17 protein-coding genes are annotated in these 20,500 nt (G+C 36.5%); 5 read left to right on the top strand and 12 right to left on the bottom strand.

Features of this window, described 5'->3' with window-relative positions; genetic code table 11:
* Positions 1 to 79 precede the first annotated feature (79 nt).
* Together QNI22_RS00435 and QNI22_RS00430 are read right to left on the bottom strand one after the other, a co-directional pair.
* A complete protein-coding gene (locus QNI22_RS00435) occupies positions 80 to 1,675 on the bottom strand; it encodes an FMN-binding glutamate synthase family protein (RefSeq protein ID WP_314508621.1) in 1,596 nt (531 codons plus the stop codon).
* A gap of 276 nt (positions 1,676 to 1,951) precedes the next feature.
* The gene (locus tag QNI22_RS00430) at positions 1,952 to 3,226 is read right to left on the bottom strand and encodes an outer membrane beta-barrel protein (protein WP_314508620.1); all 1,275 of its coding nucleotides are present in this window, start codon (positions 3,224 to 3,226) and stop codon (positions 1,952 to 1,954) included.
* Positions 3,227 to 3,444: 218 nt separating this feature from the next.
* Here QNI22_RS00430 and QNI22_RS00425 point away from each other — a divergent pair, with 218 nt between their 5' ends.
* Both QNI22_RS00425 and QNI22_RS00420 read left to right on the top strand, forming a co-directional pair.
* A complete protein-coding gene (locus tag QNI22_RS00425) occupies positions 3,445 to 4,125 on the top strand; it encodes a beta/alpha barrel domain-containing protein (protein ID WP_313985905.1) in 681 nt (226 codons plus the stop codon).
* 46 nt (positions 4,126 to 4,171) lie between these two features.
* Positions 4,172 to 4,699, top strand: a complete 528-nt coding sequence (locus QNI22_RS00420; protein WP_314508619.1) for a DUF2911 domain-containing protein — start codon at positions 4,172 to 4,174, stop codon at positions 4,697 to 4,699.
* Between the two features lie 33 nt (positions 4,700 to 4,732).
* Here the strand turns inward: QNI22_RS00420 and QNI22_RS00415 are convergent, their stop codons facing one another.
* The 7 genes from QNI22_RS00415 to QNI22_RS00385 form a co-directional block, all read right to left on the bottom strand.
* Complete coding sequence (locus tag QNI22_RS00415; protein ID WP_314508618.1) at positions 4,733 to 5,677, bottom strand: DNA/RNA non-specific endonuclease; 945 nt, start codon at positions 5,675 to 5,677, stop codon at positions 4,733 to 4,735.
* A gap of 134 nt (positions 5,678 to 5,811) precedes the next feature.
* Positions 5,812 to 6,261: a MarR family winged helix-turn-helix transcriptional regulator gene (locus QNI22_RS00410; RefSeq protein ID WP_313985896.1), complete on the bottom strand. Its 450-nt coding sequence runs from the start codon at positions 6,259 to 6,261 to the stop codon at positions 5,812 to 5,814.
* 131 nt (positions 6,262 to 6,392) lie between these two features.
* The gene (locus tag QNI22_RS00405; RefSeq protein WP_314508617.1) at positions 6,393 to 7,517 is read right to left on the bottom strand and encodes a hypothetical protein; all 1,125 of its coding nucleotides are present in this window, start codon (positions 7,515 to 7,517) and stop codon (positions 6,393 to 6,395) included.
* Positions 7,518 to 7,687: 170 nt separating this feature from the next.
* On the bottom strand, positions 7,688 to 8,242 hold the full coding sequence (locus QNI22_RS00400) for a hypothetical protein (protein WP_314508616.1): 555 nt from the start codon (positions 8,240 to 8,242) through the stop codon (positions 7,688 to 7,690).
* A 241-nt stretch (positions 8,243 to 8,483) separates the two neighbouring features.
* Entirely contained in the window at positions 8,484 to 8,735 is a 252-nt protein-coding gene (locus QNI22_RS00395) for a hypothetical protein (protein ID WP_314508615.1), read from the bottom strand.
* A gap of 595 nt (positions 8,736 to 9,330) precedes the next feature.
* Positions 9,331 to 12,435, bottom strand: a complete 3,105-nt coding sequence (locus QNI22_RS00390; RefSeq protein ID WP_314508614.1) for an AAA family ATPase — start codon at positions 12,433 to 12,435, stop codon at positions 9,331 to 9,333.
* An 89-nt stretch (positions 12,436 to 12,524) separates the two neighbouring features.
* Entirely contained in the window at positions 12,525 to 13,760 is a 1,236-nt protein-coding gene (locus tag QNI22_RS00385) for an exonuclease SbcCD subunit D C-terminal domain-containing protein (protein ID WP_314508613.1), read from the bottom strand.
* A 228-nt stretch (positions 13,761 to 13,988) separates the two neighbouring features.
* On the opposite strand from QNI22_RS00385, the gene purU reads away from it, so the two are divergent.
* Positions 13,989 to 14,837, top strand: coding sequence for a formyltetrahydrofolate deformylase (gene purU / locus QNI22_RS00380; protein ID WP_314508612.1), 849 nt, complete (start codon positions 13,989 to 13,991; stop codon positions 14,835 to 14,837).
* Positions 14,838 to 14,840: 3 nt separating this feature from the next.
* Here the strand turns inward: purU and QNI22_RS00375 are convergent, their stop codons facing one another.
* Positions 14,841 to 15,266, bottom strand: a complete 426-nt coding sequence (locus tag QNI22_RS00375) for a hypothetical protein (RefSeq protein WP_314508611.1) — start codon at positions 15,264 to 15,266, stop codon at positions 14,841 to 14,843.
* Between the two features lie 669 nt (positions 15,267 to 15,935).
* On the opposite strand from QNI22_RS00375, the gene QNI22_RS00370 reads away from it, so the two are divergent.
* Positions 15,936 to 16,907, top strand: a complete 972-nt coding sequence (locus QNI22_RS00370; protein WP_314508610.1) for a tryptophan 2,3-dioxygenase family protein — start codon at positions 15,936 to 15,938, stop codon at positions 16,905 to 16,907.
* Positions 16,908 to 16,984: 77 nt separating this feature from the next.
* Entirely contained in the window at positions 16,985 to 18,877 is a 1,893-nt protein-coding gene (locus tag QNI22_RS00365) for a toxin-antitoxin system YwqK family antitoxin (protein ID WP_314508609.1), read from the top strand.
* Between the two features lie 106 nt (positions 18,878 to 18,983).
* Here the strand turns inward: QNI22_RS00365 and QNI22_RS00360 are convergent, their stop codons facing one another.
* Together QNI22_RS00360 and QNI22_RS00355 are read right to left on the bottom strand one after the other, a co-directional pair.
* Entirely contained in the window at positions 18,984 to 19,685 is a 702-nt protein-coding gene (locus QNI22_RS00360) for a sulfite oxidase-like oxidoreductase (protein ID WP_314508608.1), read from the bottom strand.
* 249 nt (positions 19,686 to 19,934) lie between these two features.
* On the bottom strand, positions 19,935 to 20,375 hold the full coding sequence (locus tag QNI22_RS00355) for a YbjN domain-containing protein (protein WP_314508607.1): 441 nt from the start codon (positions 20,373 to 20,375) through the stop codon (positions 19,935 to 19,937).
* Positions 20,376 to 20,500: the final 125 nt, after the last annotated feature.

Genomic DNA, 20,500 nt, shown 5'->3' with positions numbered 1-20,500 from the left:
TACTTTAAGCCAAAAATAAATACTACAGGCATTAGAATCCTTCTAAAACAGAAGAGTTTCCAGATCAGCGACTACCTACTTACTGCATGGCAAAACTATCCGTATTTGTATATCTCATTAGTTCTGCATAGTCCTGAGGACAGGTATCTATATCTAAAAGGCTCCCTTTCGGCACATAAGGATAGATTTCGTCATACCGCTTTACCAGATTCATAAATACTCGCCTGCTCAAATGTCTGCGGGTAATCTGTGAAGGTTCTTTTAATCCGGCAGCAGCCATTAACTCAACGAAACTTTCTACTGTGAGCTGATGGTAGTTGGCAACACGTACTTGTTTATTCTCTACCACTAAACCTTTAACTAATTCGGGATCTTGTGTAGCAACTCCTGTAGGACATTTGTTATTATTACATTCCAAAGCCTGAATACAACCCAATGCCATCATCATAGCACGAGCACTATAACAGGCATCTGCACCCAAGGCCATAGCCCGTACCATATCAAATCCACTGATTACTTTACCTGCAGCCAGAATCGTAATATGCTTCTTCAGGTCAAATCCCATTAAGGTATCATACACAAACGCCAAGGCTTCTTTGAATGGCATTCCCACATAATTCGAAAATTCCAGTGGCGCTGCTCCTGTTCCCCCCTCTCCACCATCTACTGTAATAAAATCCGGTGTGATGCCTGTTTCGATCATGGCCTTGCAAATAGCTACGAATTCATGTTTGTGGCCTATACACAGTTTAAATCCAACAGGTTTGCCATCTGACAATTCCCGCATCTGCTGAATTAATTTCAGCAAACCCAGAGGGTTAGTAAATGCACGATGATAGGGAGGTGAATCTACCTGAGTGTGGGGTTTTACTCCCCGTATGGCTGCAATTTCCGGTGTATTTTTAGCAGCAGGCAATATACCACCATGACCAGGCTTAGCTCCTTGTGAAAGTTTTAACTCAATCATTTTCACATTTGGATACGCAGCAGAAACTTTAAAGCGCTCAGGAGAGAAATTTCCATCGTCGGCCCGGCAACCAAAGTAGCCAGTTCCTACCTGATAAATCAAGTCTCCTCCCATCTCAATATGATAAGGGCTAATGCCTCCTTCTCCTGTATTGTGCGCAAAGCCACCTATCTTTGCGCCTCCATTAAGTGCCATTATAGCAGCCTTACTCAATGAGCCAAAACTCATAGCAGAAACATTGAATATACTCAACGAATAAGGTTGTTTGCAAGCAGGACCACCCACAAGCACTCTGGGATCATGGTTCAGTAATTTTTTATCCAATGCAGCAATGGAATGAGCCATCCATTCATACCCTTCATCATATACATTTAATTGTGTTCCAAAAGGAGTTGTATCTAGCTCTTTTTTAGCTCTTTGGTAAACAATAGATCTATGAGTACGGCTAAATGGGGTTCCGTCCGTATCAGACTCTATAAAGTACTGATATAGTTTCGGGCGCAGGCTTTCAAAAATGTATCGTCCTCTTCCTAAAATAGGGAAATTACGCTTGATAGCCTGACGTGTCTGAAACATATCATAGAAACCTATCCCAATGACAGGAAGCAACACAATATAGGTGTAAGCTAATGGATGCCATAACCACCAGGCAACACCTCCAATCAAAACTACAGAGATAATTGAAAAGGCAATAAATTCATTACGCATAGTAAATTACAGAGATAGTAAATCGGTGCAAAAAAGAGATTTATTTTAAACTTTCATATACAATAAGAAGCACAAATGGTACTTTTTATTTTTTCCCTTTAATTTATTCTATAAATCAGCAAGAGATAAATGTTTCGAAGATTTTTCTCTCTTGCTGATTTATCCTTCCATACTTTATTCCAAATAAAGATGTTATCTGCTATACTTTTATAGCAGCTCAAGAATAGACTTCGTAGCAAGTTTAGACTATTTTAAAGAGCGAAGACAATGTCAAAGCTAAAATCTGAAACCTAGTAATAAATAATATGAGTTTGATTTTGAGCTAATAGCATTATAATTGCTCATACCATTAGACTGTTCGTATCGGGCCTCAACACTCCACTTTTTCATCAAAATGCCAATGCCTCCTATCCAACCCTGTTCATGTTTCCTCAGGGTACTCAAAGCATTTTTGTCAGGCTTGGCATGAGTCTCTTCTATTGCTTTATTCTCTGTTTTAACAGCCAAAGCATTTGAGATTCCTAGATTAATAAAGGGCCTCACTAAACCTTTTGGATAGGTATATCTGGCAAGATTTGACAATTTTATATACGCAAAATTCAAATCAACATTCCACGCATAATCAGGGCTTATGGAAGATTCTTCATTATATATTCCATTCACATGATATGATTTCAACCCTAATTCATTATATAGTGACCATGCATGTAAACCTCTGGGTAGTGAAATATTGAGAGAAACTCCAAGATAAGGTTTGGTAGAAGATGAAAAATTTACATTTGTCAGATATAAAGCCGAACTACCTTCAAATATCAGGTTAGTTATAGATAATCCACCTATTACTCCAGGAGTAAACTTTATTTTTTCCCGTTTCTGGACCTGAACAATCTCCGGAGCTACACACCTATTGTATTTTTCAAATAACCTTGTGAGATCGCTTTCAAGATAGAGACTTCTACCTATAGACTGTTCTATAGTAGAACACCCTGTCATATAAGTAGTTAATTGCTTTTTATATCCATCATACTGTCTTGAAAGTCGTACATTTGATAATATGTATCTTTGAAAAACAAGCTCTTCTATTTTGGCATGCTTATTTTGAACAAAGAAATGAACTTTACTATCCTCATACATATAGAGATTTACTACTCCACTAACAAGTGTACGCAGAAAAACGGTATCTCTGATAGGGATAACCTTACTAAAAAATTCTGCATCAGTGGCTACTTCTATTAGTTTATCCATTGTAACAGGTAGCTGATCCATATCCACTATTGCCCCCACATACTGCTCATTGGTTGCTTTCAGATAAAACGATGTAAGTTGTGCAGGTTTATACTCAACAGTATTGTCACTGTCTATACTTTTTCGAAAATGGATAGTTTCCGGATTTTTTCTCCAATCTTTGTTATCTATGTAACCTTTGAGTGTATCACCTTGAGTTGTGACAATATAACCTGGCTCGTAATTTTTCTGTGCAAAGGAAGGTAAGGTGAAATAGAAAATAAAATAATTTGTTAAAACAAAAATGAAAGTTGACTTGTGGTTCATGAAATAATTAGAATAAAATAGAAACTACTGATTACTTATTTATACTATAACTCAACAGAATACAAATTGTCTCTATATTGAACTATATTTGGGCAAAACAGTCACAAAAGTACATAATTATACTTGGACAGAAGCTATTCCAATCACCTTACACAAAAGAATTGTAGTAGTTTTACTGAAATATTACCTTCATCAATACAAACCTTTTTTTACAACTTGTGAAATCCAAAAAACAGGAAGTACCCGAATACAACGGCTTTCTTCGAAAAAATGTAATCCGATTGCCAGAAGAAATAGAACAATGTACAGGAATACGTATTTTTGGAAAGCTTTTGCGATCTTTTGTCTTTTCTACAGATGTTGCGATTATTCGTAATTGCAATGCCGATGCTGTTATTTCTGTCTACCCGTTTACTCCTCAACCTATCATTACACATGCACTCATACTCGCTGCAGACAAACCTATTTTTTGTGGTGTTGGAGGAGGTCTTACAACGGGAGAACGTGCAGTAGAAATAGCTTTGGACGCGGAGTTTCAGGGAGCCATGGGAGTTGTTCTTAATAAACCTACCCCCAATAGTTTAATTAAAAAACTAAAAAAAACACTGGAAATACCTATTGTGATTACAGTTGTTTCTGAGGATGAAGATTTTGAAGCAAGACTAAGAGCAGGAGTGGATATTTTTAACGTTTCAGGCGCTGCCAAAACGGTTGATATTGTCAAAAAAATCAGAAGTATCAGCAAAGATATTTCGATCCTTGCAACTAGTGGTAAACAACCCGAAAATATTGTAGAGGTAATCAAATATGGGGCTAACGCAATATCCTACACTCCACCTACTACAGGAGAGTTATTCAAACCTATTATGGAAAGATATCGTCGTGGTGAAGATTACTAATCAACTATCTCTGGCAAACTATCCATCATTTAATCTATAACTCAATATGAAGAAACTTTTTATACTACTTGGGATTATCATACTAGTACTGGGAGTTGCTTTCTGGGGATTTAAAACCTGGACTAAGTCACATAGTCCACAAACCACAACAACCTTTAAAACAGATGATCTGGAAATTAAGGTAAGCTACTCCCAACCACAAAAGAAAGGAAGAGAGATTTTTGGAGGACTGGTTCCTTATGGGAAGGTATGGAGAACAGGCGCAAATGAAGCGACAACCATAACATTTGAGCCAGATGTTGTTGTGGCAGGAAAACCACTTGCATCGGGTACCTACACCTTGTGGACAATTCCTGATCCAAATCAATGGACTATTATCTTTAACAAGGAAACAGGCCAGTGGGGAACCAATTATGATGAGAAACAAGACGTCTTACGTGTATCTGTACCTACAGCTACACTGCCTAGCACTACAGAAAATTTCACCATCACGATTAACTCACAATCAACTGGAGCAGACATACATCTTATCTGGGATCGGACAGATATAGTAGTACCGATTAAGCCTCAATAAATCTAAAAAGGACAGATAAAGTCTGGTCAGACTTTATCTGTCCTTTTTAGATTTATCAAACCATTGGCTTGCATTAAATGAACCTTCCAGCTTTTTTTCTAATTCATCAGGTAATTGAGGAAAGAAGTCAAGACCTGTTCGGCGTTCTACCTCATCCACAGACATAGCAAAACTCTGAAGAGGTTTTTTAGTCCCTTCATTCCGAAACATGAAACCGATGGCTTTGACCTCTGGTTCACGAATGTCATATATTACCTTGTAGTAATACTCAGGTATGGCCACTTTATTATAACGCCCGATTGTAGGCAATCCACTTTTCAAAATAGGGCCAGAAGTAATATAAATAACTTTATTATGTCTGGCCCATCCTCTTGCTTTTGATTCAAGCTTCTCCCATATACCTGCATTGAACTCATGCAACTGAGGGCTCATATTACTCATAAAAAATGTCTCATCCATCCATTTTGCCGAAGCACGGAAATCAGCCACAGGGGCTAAGTGCCCTCTATCATATCCAGACCCACGATAATCCTCAGGAACAGCTGACCCAGTAGAAACATCCGGATCAGGTCTGAAATTATCTTCCCGCTTGTTATTGCCCGTTACCATACTACTTGTAAGGCGATAGGAAACCCATGCAGGTTGTTCATACTTTTCTGAGTATCCTAATGCATAGGCAGAATGCTTTATAACCTCTACCTTTTGCCCTGTAGGGTACACAAAATCAGCACGTTTCTCAAAGTCAGTTCCGGCTGCTGGCTCAGCAACCTCATTGTTAGCTTCATCTTCTTCCTCTTCAGATGGCGTATCCTTATCTTTAGAGCTTCTCTTTGAAGTAGATTTCTTCTCTTCCTTAGGGAAAGAAACACCTCCGAAAGTCCCCTTTCCGAAAAAGTCTTTCCAATTACCAATTAACACAAAAATGCCTACCAGAATGATAGCCCAAAACAATGCATTGGAGGTATTTGATTTTGCCATATATCAAAACTACAGTTCAGGCCGCAAAATAAATAATACAACCATTAAAACCAGAACTGTCTGTTTTGATTTCATACATCCTGAACTGTATACTTAAAATCTTAGCCGAATTACCTGCCTATGTCAACCAATAGTTAGTCCCTCAACTGATCCAGAAAATCATTAAAGGCTTTTGCTTCATCTTCTGTGATCATATGCATTGATTTTTCTACTTCGCCAATAAGGGGATCCAGCTTTTTCAACAACTCCAGTCCCTTATCTGTAATTTTAACATTGACAGCACGCCGATCTTCCGGACACTCTTCCCGTTCCAGAAATTTTTTTACTCTTAGCTTTTCAACCAAACGGGAAGCATTGGAACTCTTATCCAACATGCGTTCTGTTAGCAATGATACTGTAGCAGCCTTTGGATGTTGTCCTCTCAAAATTCGTAGAATGTTATATTGCTGAGGGGATACATCATATGGTTTCAGAAGCTGTATTTGCTTCAAATCCAACCAATTTGCAGTGAATACTATATTTAGTATGAGTTTCTGAAATTGATTTTGAAAACGAGGTTGTTGAATTTCTTTCTCCAATTCCATAAATTATTAGATTTTCTCACACAAATATATGTATATACAATTAATGTTGCAACATACAGTATAAAAGAAATCAGGAATCATTATCCATATATTGGAAGATGATTCCTGATCTTACATCTAACGTCTCTGATTTAGAAACGTCTTGTTACATTCACAGAAATGAAATAATCTGCAAAAGCAGCATCACCATGCCGTTTTCCGGTAGGATCTTGTAAATCGTAATAGCTCTTAATTCTATTACGGGCCAGAGCTACAGGAACAGTACATGTTAGTGAATATTTACTGTTCATATAGGCTATCCCAGGCTCTCCTGAAACAATATATCCGGGCCGACGGAACCCCTTACTCCCACCAATGACATCATGAGCAGGTACACCTTCTACTCTACCACCTAGCATTACTGAAAATCCTTCCAGGAAAGAAAAAGCTTGATTAATTCCCATTCGTGCAGCATACTGATCTGCCACTGAGTGATAAGCAATAATAGGATCTACTCCTGTGAGAGTTCCACGATTCAGAGTTTTATTTGTTTCGCGGAAATTGAACATATAAAAACCATTATAGTAAAGTGTAGTTTTTGAAGCTAATTGCGAGTAACCTTGCACTTCAAGATTTAATGCTACTCCACCATCTCCCAACTGAATAGACTGGTCTACAGCTCGATTTACGATACTATCCTGGCCTGCTTTTGTTAGCTTATGAAAATCTCCTTTAACATTTGAATTACCTGTAGGCAGTTTTAATCCAACACCAAATAAGATATTATTCTTTGTGTGTTTATCAGGATTTAATACCCAGTAATTTACGGATAACCTCATATCTCCAATCCCATTTGATTTGGTATGAAACCTGGATTGTGAGGGATTATCTGTTACACTATTGCCATAATGCTCATACAAGGAAGATCTATCGTTTATAATTACAGGGAGATTTACGGCAAAAGATAACCGATTTGTAAACTGGTAATTCAAACCGATATCAAAAGAATGGGAATCATTTATTACCTCAGTACCATTAGCAATACGCTCTTTTTGTTCCTCAGTTCCTTTGAAATGTCTGAACGAATGCAAATATCTGTATCCCACAGAAACCTGCCACTTACTATATTGATTTTGCTTAAATAAATCAGAAGATGACATGGCTGGTGCAGAACAACTCATGTGTCTGACAGCTACACATCCTTGTCCAAAAACATTCAGATTAGTTAGTATAAAAAATATATATGTTACACTAATAGTGAGTAGAATACGGTTCATAAATATGAAGTGGTAAGATGTAATTGAAAAATTTGTAAGTATATAGGAATCCTCCACTGATTTTACATAGAGTATCAGTGTTTTATTAGGCAAGGAATGACACTCCTTTACCTTTTCTATGTAATAGAAGGCTCCAAAAGAATTGAGAAACAATAAGAGATTGCCCTAAATCAAATAGAGTGATAACGAGGTGGGGGTGTTGGTATTTTGACTTCTACAGAGGAAACAAATAAATTAATGAAGGACGAAAAATCTAACATCTGCATTACAGACAGATGTTTAAAAGAAGTTATCTCAGATAACAGGTAATAACTTTTCTCATACACTTTATTTAACTCATGAGCATGCTTTTTTGTCTCCTGTTTTGAATCAATCACATATTTCATCAAATAATCAGACAGCTCTTTTTTGACCTGTTCCTGTTGTTTATTATTCACACAATACAGAAACAATGTATCATTTTTGATACGCTGCAATGCCTTTTCATAGACTTTTCCTCTGTATACAAATTCACCTTCCGTATGTTCAAAGTCACGATCTATTTGATGATATACGGTAATAGGAACAGAAACTATAAACCAATCTTTTTCAGGTTGATGATTGGTAAGAAGAATAGTTCTTAACTCTGAACGTATTTTTTGCTGACGAAAGTGTAAAAATAAATGATACCCTACTGTATGATACAGAAGTAAATATAGTAGAAATATTGATACTATTTTTTTCAACTATAGGTGTGGTTATACTTTCCATCAAATATAGAAAAATTTTATTTTTCCAAGAATAAATTAAACATAAAATGCATATAAAATTTTATAATTTAAAAAAAATTTAAACTGAACTAATTGATTATTCATACTACATTTAGCACTGCCGAATAAAATACCCGACTGGGGAAATATATACTCAAAAAAAAAGCCCTTAAAAGGGCTTTTTACATTCGGTAAATATATACATCCAATACGATTATTAGACTGACTGGGATTGAAGTTGCTGTCGCTTTCTCTCAATCATTTCATTATAGTACTCCAAGTCATCTTTTAGCTGGAAGCGAACCATATAAGATAAAGTTGCCTTACAAAGTATATTAGTTACTTCTTCAATTTTTTGTTCTAAAAGTTGTATTTCTTTTAGAATCATTAACTGTTTTTCATTTTCAGCGACTGCATTTTCTGTTAATCCATTGAAAAACAGAATAGATTGCTCTGCAATTGTTTCCATGGTCGATTTTGTGATTGTGTTGCCGGTTTCTAAATAAGTGTTATGCATCTGATCAGCCGGTTAGTAATATATTTACAATCTTTATACCAAAGGTAGGAGGAAATTACCACATTTTAATATCTATAGATTCACCTCACCAGTCGTAATACTAACCTTTTGTATAATAATTATAGATATACTATTTACTTCTCTATATTAGGTAATTTTCTTACTTGACATTTAATCAGCATTCCGGCTGAATCAAACTATAGAATTCTGGTACAATTCGGTTCAGTATTCCTGCAAGAGTTAGGAGTTTAGTAAAGATATATCTTTTTCACTAACTTTCCTTACATCAACCAAAAAAGATTTTTTTTTCAAACTATTCGCAAATTCTCTCTCTCTTTGCTTTTTTGGGGCAAAACACGTGCCATATATTTCTCATTTCACTTTTCAAAAGCAGAAAAAGTTACATCTGCTGATTTATTAACCTTAACGATATCTCAGTGCAAAAAGTTATACATCCAGGCAATAATTTCGATAAAAAGTAAGACAAAAAGTCACTTCAAATCCATCACTTATATATTGATGATTTTTTAAGTAAAAAGTAAACATTTTATCCTACAATTCGTATAAGGCTATTTCCTCCCGGCTGACGTACTACCTGCACCTGTGTAGTGATTCTTTCTTTTAGTGCTTCCACATGTGAGATGATTCCAATCATCTTACCAGTAGCCTGCAGATTTTCTAGGGTTGTAATAGCAACATCTAATGCTTGAGGGTCTAATGTTCCAAACCCTTCATCAATAAACAAGGATTCAATACGTGTTTTTCGTCCTGCTATGTCTGATAGCCCTAATGCTAATGCAAGACTTACCAGAAAAGTTTCTCCCCCGGAAAGCGTCTTGACAGGACGAATATTATCTGCCTGATCCCGATCTATTATCTCCAATTCCAGATCTGTTTTTGGAATACGGCGAATCTGGTAACGCGGATTTAACTGATCCAGATACCGGTTAGCCAAATGTACTAACTGAGCCAGTGTAAGTCCTTGTGCGAAGGTATTAAACTCTGCTCCTCCAGCAGAACCAATCAAACTGTCTAGTGCAGACCATCTTTCCAGTTCTTTTTTCTGATTAAGAATAGCAGTTTCGACATCTTTGTTTCTCAGTGCAGTCTTAGTGTGATTGTCAAGTGCCTGTAAAAGCAATGTATGTTCAGTAATTACTTGTTCAAGGGCAATTTGAGAGGCAGTTATCTGTGTTTGTATTTGCGTATAGTCCTGCTCAGTAAGCACTTCACTAGTTAAACCTTCTAATGTTTTCTCTGTTTGCTTCCAAGCCCCATGCAATTGATTCAACAGTGTATCTATCTGATCTTTCTTTTTAAGAAGAATAGCTTCAGTCTCTTCATCCAGTAGTACTTCCCTCAAAGCTTCAATACTATCAAAAGACTCTTTCACCAGATTCTTTAATAACCTTTCTTCTTTTTGTGAAACAAGCTTCACTTCATGCTCAAGCATTTTTTCCCTATCTTCTAGTTGCCTGGTCTTTACCTTATAAGAATTAACCTTTTCATTATACTGATATTCAACAGTTTGCCTCTTATCTTCTGCAACTTTCATTTTTTGAACAAGCTGTTTCTTTTCTTGTTGAGGATCTTTATCTCCTATCAAACGTCTTCGTTCTGTCTTGAGACGTTCAAGCTGTTCTGTATCATCTATCAATCGCAACCAAAGCTGATTGAGCTTATATTTCTCTTCCAGATAAGTAACCTCACTTTGCAACTGATCATATATCTGTAATTGACTACGAAGGCTTATTCTTGCATCTGTAACATTTTTTATCATTCTCTGAATAGAATCCAGATCCTGTATCTCTATTTTGTTCTCCAGCAAATCTGCAGCTTTCTGATACTCCAAACGAATTCTATCTAGTTTTTCTTTATCCTTCTTCCCTTGTTCGGCCAGTAGTAACATATTTCCCTTATTCTGGCTTAGTAATTCTTTCATTGACTGAATTTTCCTTACCATCTCATCATGTATCGTCTGCTGGAATTCCATATCCTGCTGAGCCTTATTCACCTGTTGAGTATATCCATTCTCTACAAAGGGATGATGTACGGAGCCACATAATGGACATGCTTCGCCAGGTTTCAATAATATACGTGCTTTCTCATAGTTTTGGATTTTCAGTTCCAACTCATAAATTTTTCTCAAATCGGCTACTTTCTCTTTGGCAGCACTTTCCTGTATTTGTAGAGTTTCTATCTCTTTCTCACTCTGTTCTGAGGCTTCTTTTACTTGCCTGAATTGGTGTCGCAGTTGCTCCAGCAGTTGAAACTCTTCCAGATAGTACTTTGATCGATTCAGCTGCTCATTCCAGACCTCCAGTGTTTCGCCCAATTGTATCTCAGTATTTGTGATCGATTCTTTATCCTGCTGTTTTAGTAACTCCCGTAATGTCTGGATTCTTTCCTGTATAGCTGCTGCAATTTTTTTGCTTTGCGATTCAATTTCTTTCCTGTCATTCGAAATAGCAATAAAGTCTTGCACCGGTTTCATTGACTGAACCTTTTTTTTCTGTTCAGTCAAATCCTGTTGAATTTCATTGAATCGTAGCTGGAAGTTTTCAATATCTTTCTCAAGCAAAATAGCTTTTTCCAATCTAGGCAGACTCACCTCCTGCTCTGCATTTAATTCGGAGATATATTGACGAATATTTGCCAAAGCCTGTTCAGCCTCCAGTGTAGCTGTTTCTTCAACAGGCAGAACTGAATACAACTCACGTATATCTTTCTCTATATTATAGATAGTAGACTGAAGCACTTGAATTTCAGCAAGAGGAGTTCGATAGGATACAGCCTTTTGGTGTAGTTCCAGTTTACGAAACTCCTGTTTGAGGTTTGTTTTCTCTAACTCCAGTGTAGAAATCTGTTGTTGTATGTGATTACGCTGAACGGTCAGTTCCTGGATACGGGCAAGCCACTGTCGTTGAGATTCCAAAAGTTTAAGTTCTTCAGATAAAGTTCCCTTTTGCTTGGTAAGCATCTCAAGCTTATTACGAATTTCATCTTGCTGTATCTCGGTCAGCAAAGAGGTGGTATCCAGCTTCCGCTCCCAATCTTTTAACTTCTCTACCTCTGATTTCTTTCGCTGATAGGCTTTTTGTGAAAGTCTGGTATATAAGTCTGTCCCTGTAATCTTTTCTAAAAGTTCACCTTTATCACTTTCTTTTGCTTTCAGAAACGCTGCAAAATCACCTTGAGCAAGCATTACAGACCGCAAAAAACGCTGGTAATCCAAACCTGTCAAAGCAGTTACTCTTTCCCGAACATCTGTCAGTTTAGACTCCATAATCTGATCTGTTTCCAGATCAGTTAATTCCATTTTTGGAGGTTGCAGATCTCCATCCAGCTTGTTTCGGCTACGCCATAATGACCACTTGCTACGGTATCGTTTTTCTTTGGTTTCAAATTCTACTTCAGCAAAACAATCCGTAGTATGATAACTCATTATCTTCTCTGCTTTATCAATTCCAAATCGTGGTGCATAACCATACAACGCCAGCGTAATAGCATCCAGAATAGATGTTTTCCCTGCACCGGTTCGCCCAACAATAGCAAATAGACCCGAATCGGCAATTGGGCTTTCATGAAATGGAATATAATGCTCGCCTCTAAGAGAATTAATATTTTTCAGGCGGATACTTAAAATTTTCATTCGTTGATTATAAGCAGTAGGTGGTATTCAGATAACCAATAAAACTGGTTGTCTGTAAGTTTTAATAAATCGCAGAAACACAAGTCAACTCAGGAATGATCTTCATCTTCCAATAATTCCCGAAACGCCTGTAACATCTCCGGATATTTTTCAGGATCAAGACTTTCACTCTCACATTTTTTCTCAAAGATCTCTTCCGGACTTAATTCATACAAAGCCTTTTCCAAACCAATCTGTTCATCCAGTGACAAATGTGTATGGGTATAAATAGCCTGATGTTTCAGTATATCTATGTTACGATCTTTAATAAGGTCCTGAAGTTTTTGTACAATATTAGGTTCATAGTAATCCAGCTCCACCTTGATTTCTGCCCAGACACGCATTAATTGCCCCGAATCATCAAAATCCTTGATATCTTTTTCCAGCTTTTCAAATGTACCTCTAAATCGCACCAAACGTCTCCATTGTGGAACTTCTACAGGAACAACCTCCATAAGTTTATTGTCTGTAAATTCCAGCACCAAAACTGTCTTTTTATCTGTAAACTCACTAAAACTTAATGGAAGCGGAGAACCGGAATAACGAATATGATACTGCTGATTTACTCGTTGTGGCCGATGTAAATGTCCTAAAGCGATATAATCAAAAACAGTCGGAAAATCAGCAGCCGAAATATTTCCCAGGGTACCAATATGAATGGGTTTTTCACTACATTCTCTCATTTCAGAGGGAGCCGAAGGTTCTCCACCCAGTGCAAACAAATGTCCTGTAGCTATAATTGGAACATTAGTAGAACGAAAAGGAGTCACTTCTTCTGCTAACTGCTGATAATGTTTAATAATACCTTCCTTAATTCGTTCCTCAATCTGCTCATAACTCTCTCCTACAATCGCTTGCCGGATATCTTTATCACGTAGATAAGGAACAGCACAAACCACTGCCTGCAATTTTTTCTGTGAATCATGGATAGGAATAATCTGGTATTTAAGTTCCCGAAATGCCTTTCCTATAACCTTAATATTAAGCAATTCCAGAATATCCCGTGGTGCATTCAGTGTTCCAGGATAATCATGATTCCCTCCAACTATAATTGTGTTCCGGCAATTAGTCTGAGCCAAACCACGTAAAAACTGATAATACTGGCTTTGTGATTCATGTGAAGGATATCCATTATCAAAAATATCTCCAGCAACAATCAAAAGATCTATTTCATAAGTTTCTATAACTGTTAACAACCAATCCAGAAACAGTTGGTGTTCATCATATCGTTCATTATCATGAAGACGATGTCCGATATGCCAGTCTGCAGTATGCAAAATACGCATGATCATTAAGAGTCTAAATACAGAAATCTCTACATTTTACTTGGATTGTAACAAGAGTAGAGTAGCCTTTGCAAATATCCGACTTATCCCAGAAAAATCCTGCGCTAAAAATAATTAAATAAATTTCTATCTTTTTTACGGCTAATCTACTCCAGGAATCCTGTATCATTGCAGTATAAGACTCTCATAACGACTATCATCGGAAGTTTATACTTATCATACTCTCACATGTCTGCTGCCAATTCTATTTATATTTTGCGAATTGATTGTCCTGATGCCAAGGGATTGGTTCATAAAATTACAGGGGTACTCTATCATCATGATTCAAATGTAATCCGAAATGATGAATTTGTAGATCGTACAACTGGTCATTTCTTTATGCGGACAGAGTTTTCCGGCAATATTCAGCCTGATAAAATTTTACAGGGTTTACGAGGTCTTCTACCTGATAACAGCACAATTTCTCTTACTACAACCCAAACAAAAAAGGTAGTTATCTTAGCCACCAAAGAACACCATTGTTTGAGTGACTTACTGATACGTAATAAATTTCAGGATCTTAATATGGATATACTTGCAGTTATCAGCAATCATACCCTGCTGCAAGAACTTACAGAAAGGTTCTCTGTTCCGTTTCATTTTATTTCACATGAACACCTATCACGGGAAGATCATGAGACAGAAGTATTGAAAACCATTCAATTATATCAACCAGATTATGTAATTCTAGCTAAGTATATGAGAATATTAACGCCTGCATTCACAAGCCAGTATACCAATCGAATGATAAACATTCATCATTCGTTCCTGCCTGCATTTATTGGAGCCAATCCATACAAACAAGCATTTGAAAGAGGTGTAAAGATTATAGGCGCTACAGCACATTTTGTCAATGAGGATTTAGACGAAGGTCCTATCATCATGCAGGATGTTATTCATGTTGATCACTCCAAAACGGCATCAGATATGGCGCAGGCAGGCCATGACGTTGAAAAAATTGTACTAGCTAAAGCACTAAAGCTTGTACTGGAAGATCGTGTCTTCATCAAAGGAAATAAGACAATAATATTTGAATAGGAGCTATTCCATTACAGCTTCATCCAGAGAGTCACAAAAAGAAATTCGGATCTGTTTTAAGAATCCAAGATCTGGATTCGCATTCTTAATCCGGTGTATCTCATTTTTCAACTTCTTCTGATATTCTTCATTTCTAGGTAATACATAACAATAGACAGAAAGTCCATGATTAAATGCCTGCCGTTTCCAATCTGTAAAGCTCCACTCTACCGAAGGACGATGGTAAGCCACTAAGTTCTGAGCATCAATAATCAACTTATTTATCTGCCTTTGTTCTGCAAATCCTGCAATTTGTCTCAAAGCTTCTCTATAGTTGCTCATAGGTACAAAAGCATTATGTACTTTAACAATAGCTATTTTTTGAACTAACAAAAAATAGACAGTAGTGTACTGGTCACCATACAATTCCTCTGTAGAAGAAACATTCATAGAAATTACCATCGCCATCAAAATAAGTTATTTACAAAGAATCAGGTATTAGTTTAGTATCTATCACATGTAGTCATTCTCCTCAAACACAAGCCATGTCCATACCCGCTTTTTCTTTGAAGAAGGAAATTAGTATAAAAAATGCTCTGCCTGTACAGCTAAAAAATGGGTCAATGTCACAATTAAATTGTAAGTATTTGAATTTGCAAAAATTTTTGCTAACCCCTCGTTACAGAGACAGAGCATAGTTTATATATCACAAAGTATGTCAAAATAAGTGTAAAAGAAAACTATTTCTATATAATAAAATAATTTTTCAACATTTAAAAAATAGAAATTTTTAACAAAATTCAATAAATACAAAACAGATAGAGTTTGTTTGCAAATTATCCTTTTAATCTATTAAAATAATCCCACTTCACTAAATCTTCTCTTAGATACACAATTCCTCTATATCTTACGTTAATCGGTATGCTAGTTCTATTATTAATACTCATAAAATAACAATCTGTAACTGAGTAGCTTGTAACCTAACAACTGTCTAACTAATCAATAAATAGGATCAAAAAAATCATATCGAATGTATTTTGTGTAATTTTGAAAACTTTACATTTATTCCAACTCTGAGAAACATACTCGGAATTGCATAGTCTTTGATATATGAGTCATATGGAGCAGAACTCAACAAATTCACAACAAAAGGTTGACGAACTTTTAAAAGCCCTAGAAGAAAAATATGCAGCAATGGGTCAGGATATGCCTTCCTATCTGCAAGGTCTGCTATATGCAGATTATCTGACTTACTGGGATTATATCCATCTGGATACGTTGTTATCTCTGCAAAATCCCAGAACAGATTTTCCTGATGAGATGATATTCATTACGTTTCACCAATCTACTGAACTATATTTTAAATTAGTGTTATGGGAGATACAGCAAATTGCCAATAACGAATCACTAACAATAGCGTTCTTCACTGAAAGAATAAAACGAATATGCCGTTACTTTGAGATTCTGGTGCAATCCTTTGATGTAATGATTGAAGGAATGGATAAGTCTCAGTTTTTACAATATCGAATGTCTCTGCTTCCTGCAAGCGGATTTCAGTCTGTACAATACCGGATGATAGAGATTGGGGCAACACGATTTCGCAATCTGGTCGAAATTGAGCAACGTCATCAACTTCCTTCTGACTCTACAATTGCCGAGCTTTATGAGCATTTGTATTGGAAAATGGGAGCTACAGAATTAGCAACCAAGCAAAAGACACTAACGCTTAAGCAATTTGAGAAAAAATATGCAGAAACATTAATCAAATTAGCTGAAGAGTATGAAAGTAAAAATCTCTGGATGCGTTATAGAAAGCTTACATTAGAACAAGGTGAAAATCTGGAATTAATTAGTGCTTTACGCAGATTTGATGCACTGGCAAATGTAAACTGGCCACTGGCACATTATAAATCGGCAGCCCGCTATCTTCATAGGGATCAAAAAGTAATTGCAGCAACTGGTGGAACCAACTGGCAACAATACCTTCCTCCGCGCTTCCAAAAACGTATTTTCTACCCAGAGCTTTGGACGGAAGATGAAAAAATTGAATGGGGCAAGAGTTGGGTAGATGAGGTTATTCAAACTATTTAATAGCCTATTTTTTAATTTTAGAAATCCTCCAGACAAACAACTTAAACTGGAGAATCAGCAATTTTTATTTTGAGCAGATGATTATTACCGATTCTCAAACGGTAAATACTACATTTTTAGCCATTGTAAGTATATGGCTTATGTTATTCTCATGCCCTGACCTACAAGCTCAGACCAAACAGGTAATTACCTATTATGATAAAGGTAAGGAACATGTAAAAGAAAAATATACTATTTCCAACACCAAGCCTCCTTATCTACAAGGTCCATATGAAAATTACTATGCAAATGGGAAAGTACGATCCAGAGGAACTTACAAGAAAGGAGTTCCTGATGGAAACTGGACTTATTATTATGAAAATGGAAAACTAAAAATAAAAGGCAATTGGCAGAATGCCATGAAAAATGGTACCTGGAGTTACTATTATGAGAATGGAAATCTTCAAATGGAAGGCACCCTTCAAAATGAGATTCGTACCAACCAATGGAGTTATTATTATGAAAGTGGGGCACTGAAAAATCGCGGTACATATATCAATGATCAAAAAGAAGGATTGTGGGAATATTTCTATGAGGATGGCAAAAAGAAAGCTGAAGCTACACTAAATAACGATAATGGCTGGTACCGGGAATTTTATGCATCTGGAAATATTCGTATGCAGGGATTACTTACCAATGGAAAAAGTGACAGCCTATGGAGTTATTATTATGAAAATGGAAAACTAAAAGCTAAGGGTCCAGAAAAAGAGGGGGTACGAGAAGGATTGTGGCATTTTTATGATGAAAATGAAAAATTAATTCAGGAAGGAGAATACAAGGATGGAATACAGGAAGGAAAATGGAAGTATTATCATCCCAATGGAGCAATAGCAGCTGAAGGAAAAAAATCCGGAGGAAAAGAAGAGGGAATCTGGAATCTTTTTTATGCAAATGGAACCACACGCGGAGCTTTAAATCATACACAACAAGATGGTAATTATATAGAATACCATGAAAATGGCAAATTAAAAGCCAAAGGTTCTATTCGGAATGGTTTATATGAAGGTGAATGGCAGTATTTTTATGAAGATGACGGAACGTTGGAAGGCCATTGTGTCTTTGTTGATGGCAAAGGATTATATAAGGGTATCTATAAAGATGGAAAGCCTCGTATGGAAGGTCATCTCGAAAATGACAAACGTGTAGGGCTCTGGACCTTATACAAACCTGATGGAAATGTTGCCGGCTACTATGAGGCATTTTACGAAAATGAAATACCAGTTGCCACTATAAACACAACTGATTCGGTAGTTATTACGGATACTATAACCCGTGTGAATCAACCATATAATAAACCTTCTTTACGACTTCCCAAAAAACACAACTGGCATTTCATCTCAAAACCTAATGAGTATCGTGCATTTATTGTTGGTGTTAATCCTTTGGCTATGTTCTGGCAGTCAAATCCAGGCTTACCTCTGTCATTTGAATATTATATGCACGAACGCCTTGGATATGAATTTACCGCCACTATTTACAGAAATCCTTTTTTTACCAGTAATGATAATATTGCAGATAATGTAGAATACTCCAGAGGCTTTTCTATAGGAATTAAACAAAAATTCTATCAACCAGATGGCAACCTTGGTATGTTATATATAGCTCATGAAATTCGGTTTTCAGGTATTAACCATCAAGCCAATGTTCAGGATATAAATTCTTCTTATCTCGTTATTCAGGCAGATGAAAACCGATATGAGTATAGCTTTATGGTTGGAGATCGTTTTTTACAAGATCCAAGCCGAACAAATAAGAAGAACAAAGGTAATCGTTTTACATTAGATGGATTTGCAGGACTAGGTATCGCCTATCGCCATTACAATCCTCAATGGAGTAATAAACCTGAATGGGATACGATCTTTAAAAATGTGCCTAAATCTAAACTTCTGTTGACTTTGCGATTAGGTATTATGCTAGGCTATGCTTTTTAGCTTTAATCTGATCAAATTAGTGATTCTTCCAATAAGTTTCCAGAACAAACACAACTAAACTAAAAATACCTCAAAGAATCCCTTTGAGGTATTTTTAGTTTACTAATCAGCTATATCTATCATTACGCCAAGGATAGGCAGTATTGGAATAACCCCGCTCTTCCCAAAATCCCAAGCGATTAGCAGACAAAAATTCAATTCGTTTAATCCATTTTGACCCTTTCCAGGCATATAATTGTGGAGTAATGACCCGAGCAGGCCCTCCATGCTCAAGAGGCAAAGGTTTGCCATCTACAGTATGAACCAACAATACGTCTGGCTTCAAAGCCTCTTCTAAAGATATATTAGTAGTGTAAGTATCATATCCGTAACACATAACATGTGTAGCAGTCTCCTTAGGTTGTACCAAAGCAGCTAAGTCCATAAAGCGAACACCCTGCCAGTGCATATCTAACTTTGACCAGGTAGTAACACAATGAAAATCAGAGGTATCATCTGTCTGAGGCAAAGCCATAAATTCATCCCAGGTAAGCATTACAGGATTTTCTACCTCGCCATCCACAATTAACCTCCATTTGTTTAATGGAATATTGGGGTGGTATCCCAAATCTAACACAGGCCATTTTTCAGTTACATGCTGCCCAACAGGTACGAGAGGCATACCATGTCTGTTAGTAGGTCCGCTACCCAAAGGTTTATTATCCGAAACTGAAGGAGTCTGTTTCATCTTTTCTTCAAAACGAGCCTTCAGTTTCATACGCGCATCTATAATACGGTCCAGTTTTTCAGAGCTTTGTTCATCTGACATAATAGTGTATGGGTATGTGTTTATGTTTTTGTAACCTTTAGAACTAACAAAAAGTTTAATCAAGAGAATCTACAGAGATTCTCAATCATAAGAATGCTCTTTATGACTCCAAACATTTTAAATAGGAACGCAATAAAAAGTCAATGAATAAATATATATAGAGAAGAATTACATAAAGTATACATATTTATAATGGATCAGTGTACCTTCACTATAAAACGCAGTTACATTTTTGTCAGATTTATCATATCAGTTGTTCCAGTCAGGAAATGCGTTTTTCAACTCATCATCCAGTGTATCTGCCCAATACTCCATATCAGCTATACAGGTAGCCAGTTCATGATAGTCCATTCCCCGAATATCCCGCTCATAGGTAGCATATACCCAGTTACTATTAGGCATAATGGTGATTTTTACTCCCAGGTTTGTATCATTTAACTGCAACAAATGCCGATAAAAAGAAAGCAGGTCATTAGCTGGAATTTTTAACAGAGGGGAGAAAATACGTAAGTAATCTCTACTCCCACCATTATCAAAACGAATAGTTTGAATAAAAACTTCAATACTGGCAGATCCTTTACGCCATCGCCATATGTTTTTCTCAAAATCAAAAACCTGTTCCTGTGTTAATCCAATCGATTCAACATACTGATGAATCATTCCTGTTACTTTTTCAATTTGTGCAGTCATAAAAAATTAAAATATATTCTCAGGTTACTCTTTTACAATCTTGTATTTCAGAGTGGGAAATTTACTAACAGGAATTGCAATAAAACAAATAAAGACATAAAAATCCCGAATAAGGCTATGTCTCT

The sequence above is a fragment of the Xanthocytophaga agilis genome (assembly GCF_030068605.1).
In the GTDB taxonomy this organism is placed as follows: domain Bacteria; phylum Bacteroidota; class Bacteroidia; order Cytophagales; family 172606-1; genus Xanthocytophaga; species Xanthocytophaga agilis.
Note: the sequence above shows the minus strand (reverse complement) of the source record. Positions and strands in the feature narration are given on the sequence as shown.

What these genes read in the sequence shown, in the direction of transcription:
- QNI22_RS00435 (WP_314508621.1), bottom strand. Translation starts at nt 1,675, where the DNA reads ATGCGTAATGAATTTATTGCCTTTTCAATTATCTCTGTAGTTTTGATT.
- QNI22_RS00430 (WP_314508620.1), bottom strand. Translation starts at nt 3,226, where the DNA reads ATGAACCACAAGTCAACTTTCATTTTTGTTTTAACAAATTATTTTATT.
- QNI22_RS00420 (WP_314508619.1), top strand. Translation starts at nt 4,172, where the DNA reads ATGAAGAAACTTTTTATACTACTTGGGATTATCATACTAGTACTGGGA.
- QNI22_RS00415 (WP_314508618.1), bottom strand. Translation starts at nt 5,677, where the DNA reads ATGGCAAAATCAAATACCTCCAATGCATTGTTTTGGGCTATCATTCTG.
- QNI22_RS00410 (WP_313985896.1), bottom strand. Translation starts at nt 6,261, where the DNA reads ATGGAATTGGAGAAAGAAATTCAACAACCTCGTTTTCAAAATCAATTT.
- QNI22_RS00405 (WP_314508617.1), bottom strand. Translation starts at nt 7,517, where the DNA reads ATGAACCGTATTCTACTCACTATTAGTGTAACATATATATTTTTTATA.
- QNI22_RS00395 (WP_314508615.1), bottom strand. Translation starts at nt 8,735, where the DNA reads ATGGAAACAATTGCAGAGCAATCTATTCTGTTTTTCAATGGATTAACA.
- QNI22_RS00390 (WP_314508614.1), bottom strand. Translation starts at nt 12,435, where the DNA reads ATGAAAATTTTAAGTATCCGCCTGAAAAATATTAATTCTCTTAGAGGC.
- QNI22_RS00385 (WP_314508613.1), bottom strand. Translation starts at nt 13,760, where the DNA reads ATGCGTATTTTGCATACTGCAGACTGGCATATCGGACATCGTCTTCAT.
- purU (WP_314508612.1), top strand. Translation starts at nt 13,989, where the DNA reads ATGTCTGCTGCCAATTCTATTTATATTTTGCGAATTGATTGTCCTGAT.
- QNI22_RS00375 (WP_314508611.1), bottom strand. Translation starts at nt 15,266, where the DNA reads ATGAATGTTTCTTCTACAGAGGAATTGTATGGTGACCAGTACACTACT.
- QNI22_RS00370 (WP_314508610.1), top strand. Translation starts at nt 15,936, where the DNA reads ATGGAGCAGAACTCAACAAATTCACAACAAAAGGTTGACGAACTTTTA.
- QNI22_RS00365 (WP_314508609.1), top strand. Translation starts at nt 16,985, where the DNA reads ATGATTATTACCGATTCTCAAACGGTAAATACTACATTTTTAGCCATT.
- QNI22_RS00360 (WP_314508608.1), bottom strand. Translation starts at nt 19,685, where the DNA reads ATGTCAGATGAACAAAGCTCTGAAAAACTGGACCGTATTATAGATGCG.
- QNI22_RS00355 (WP_314508607.1), bottom strand. Translation starts at nt 20,375, where the DNA reads ATGACTGCACAAATTGAAAAAGTAACAGGAATGATTCATCAGTATGTT.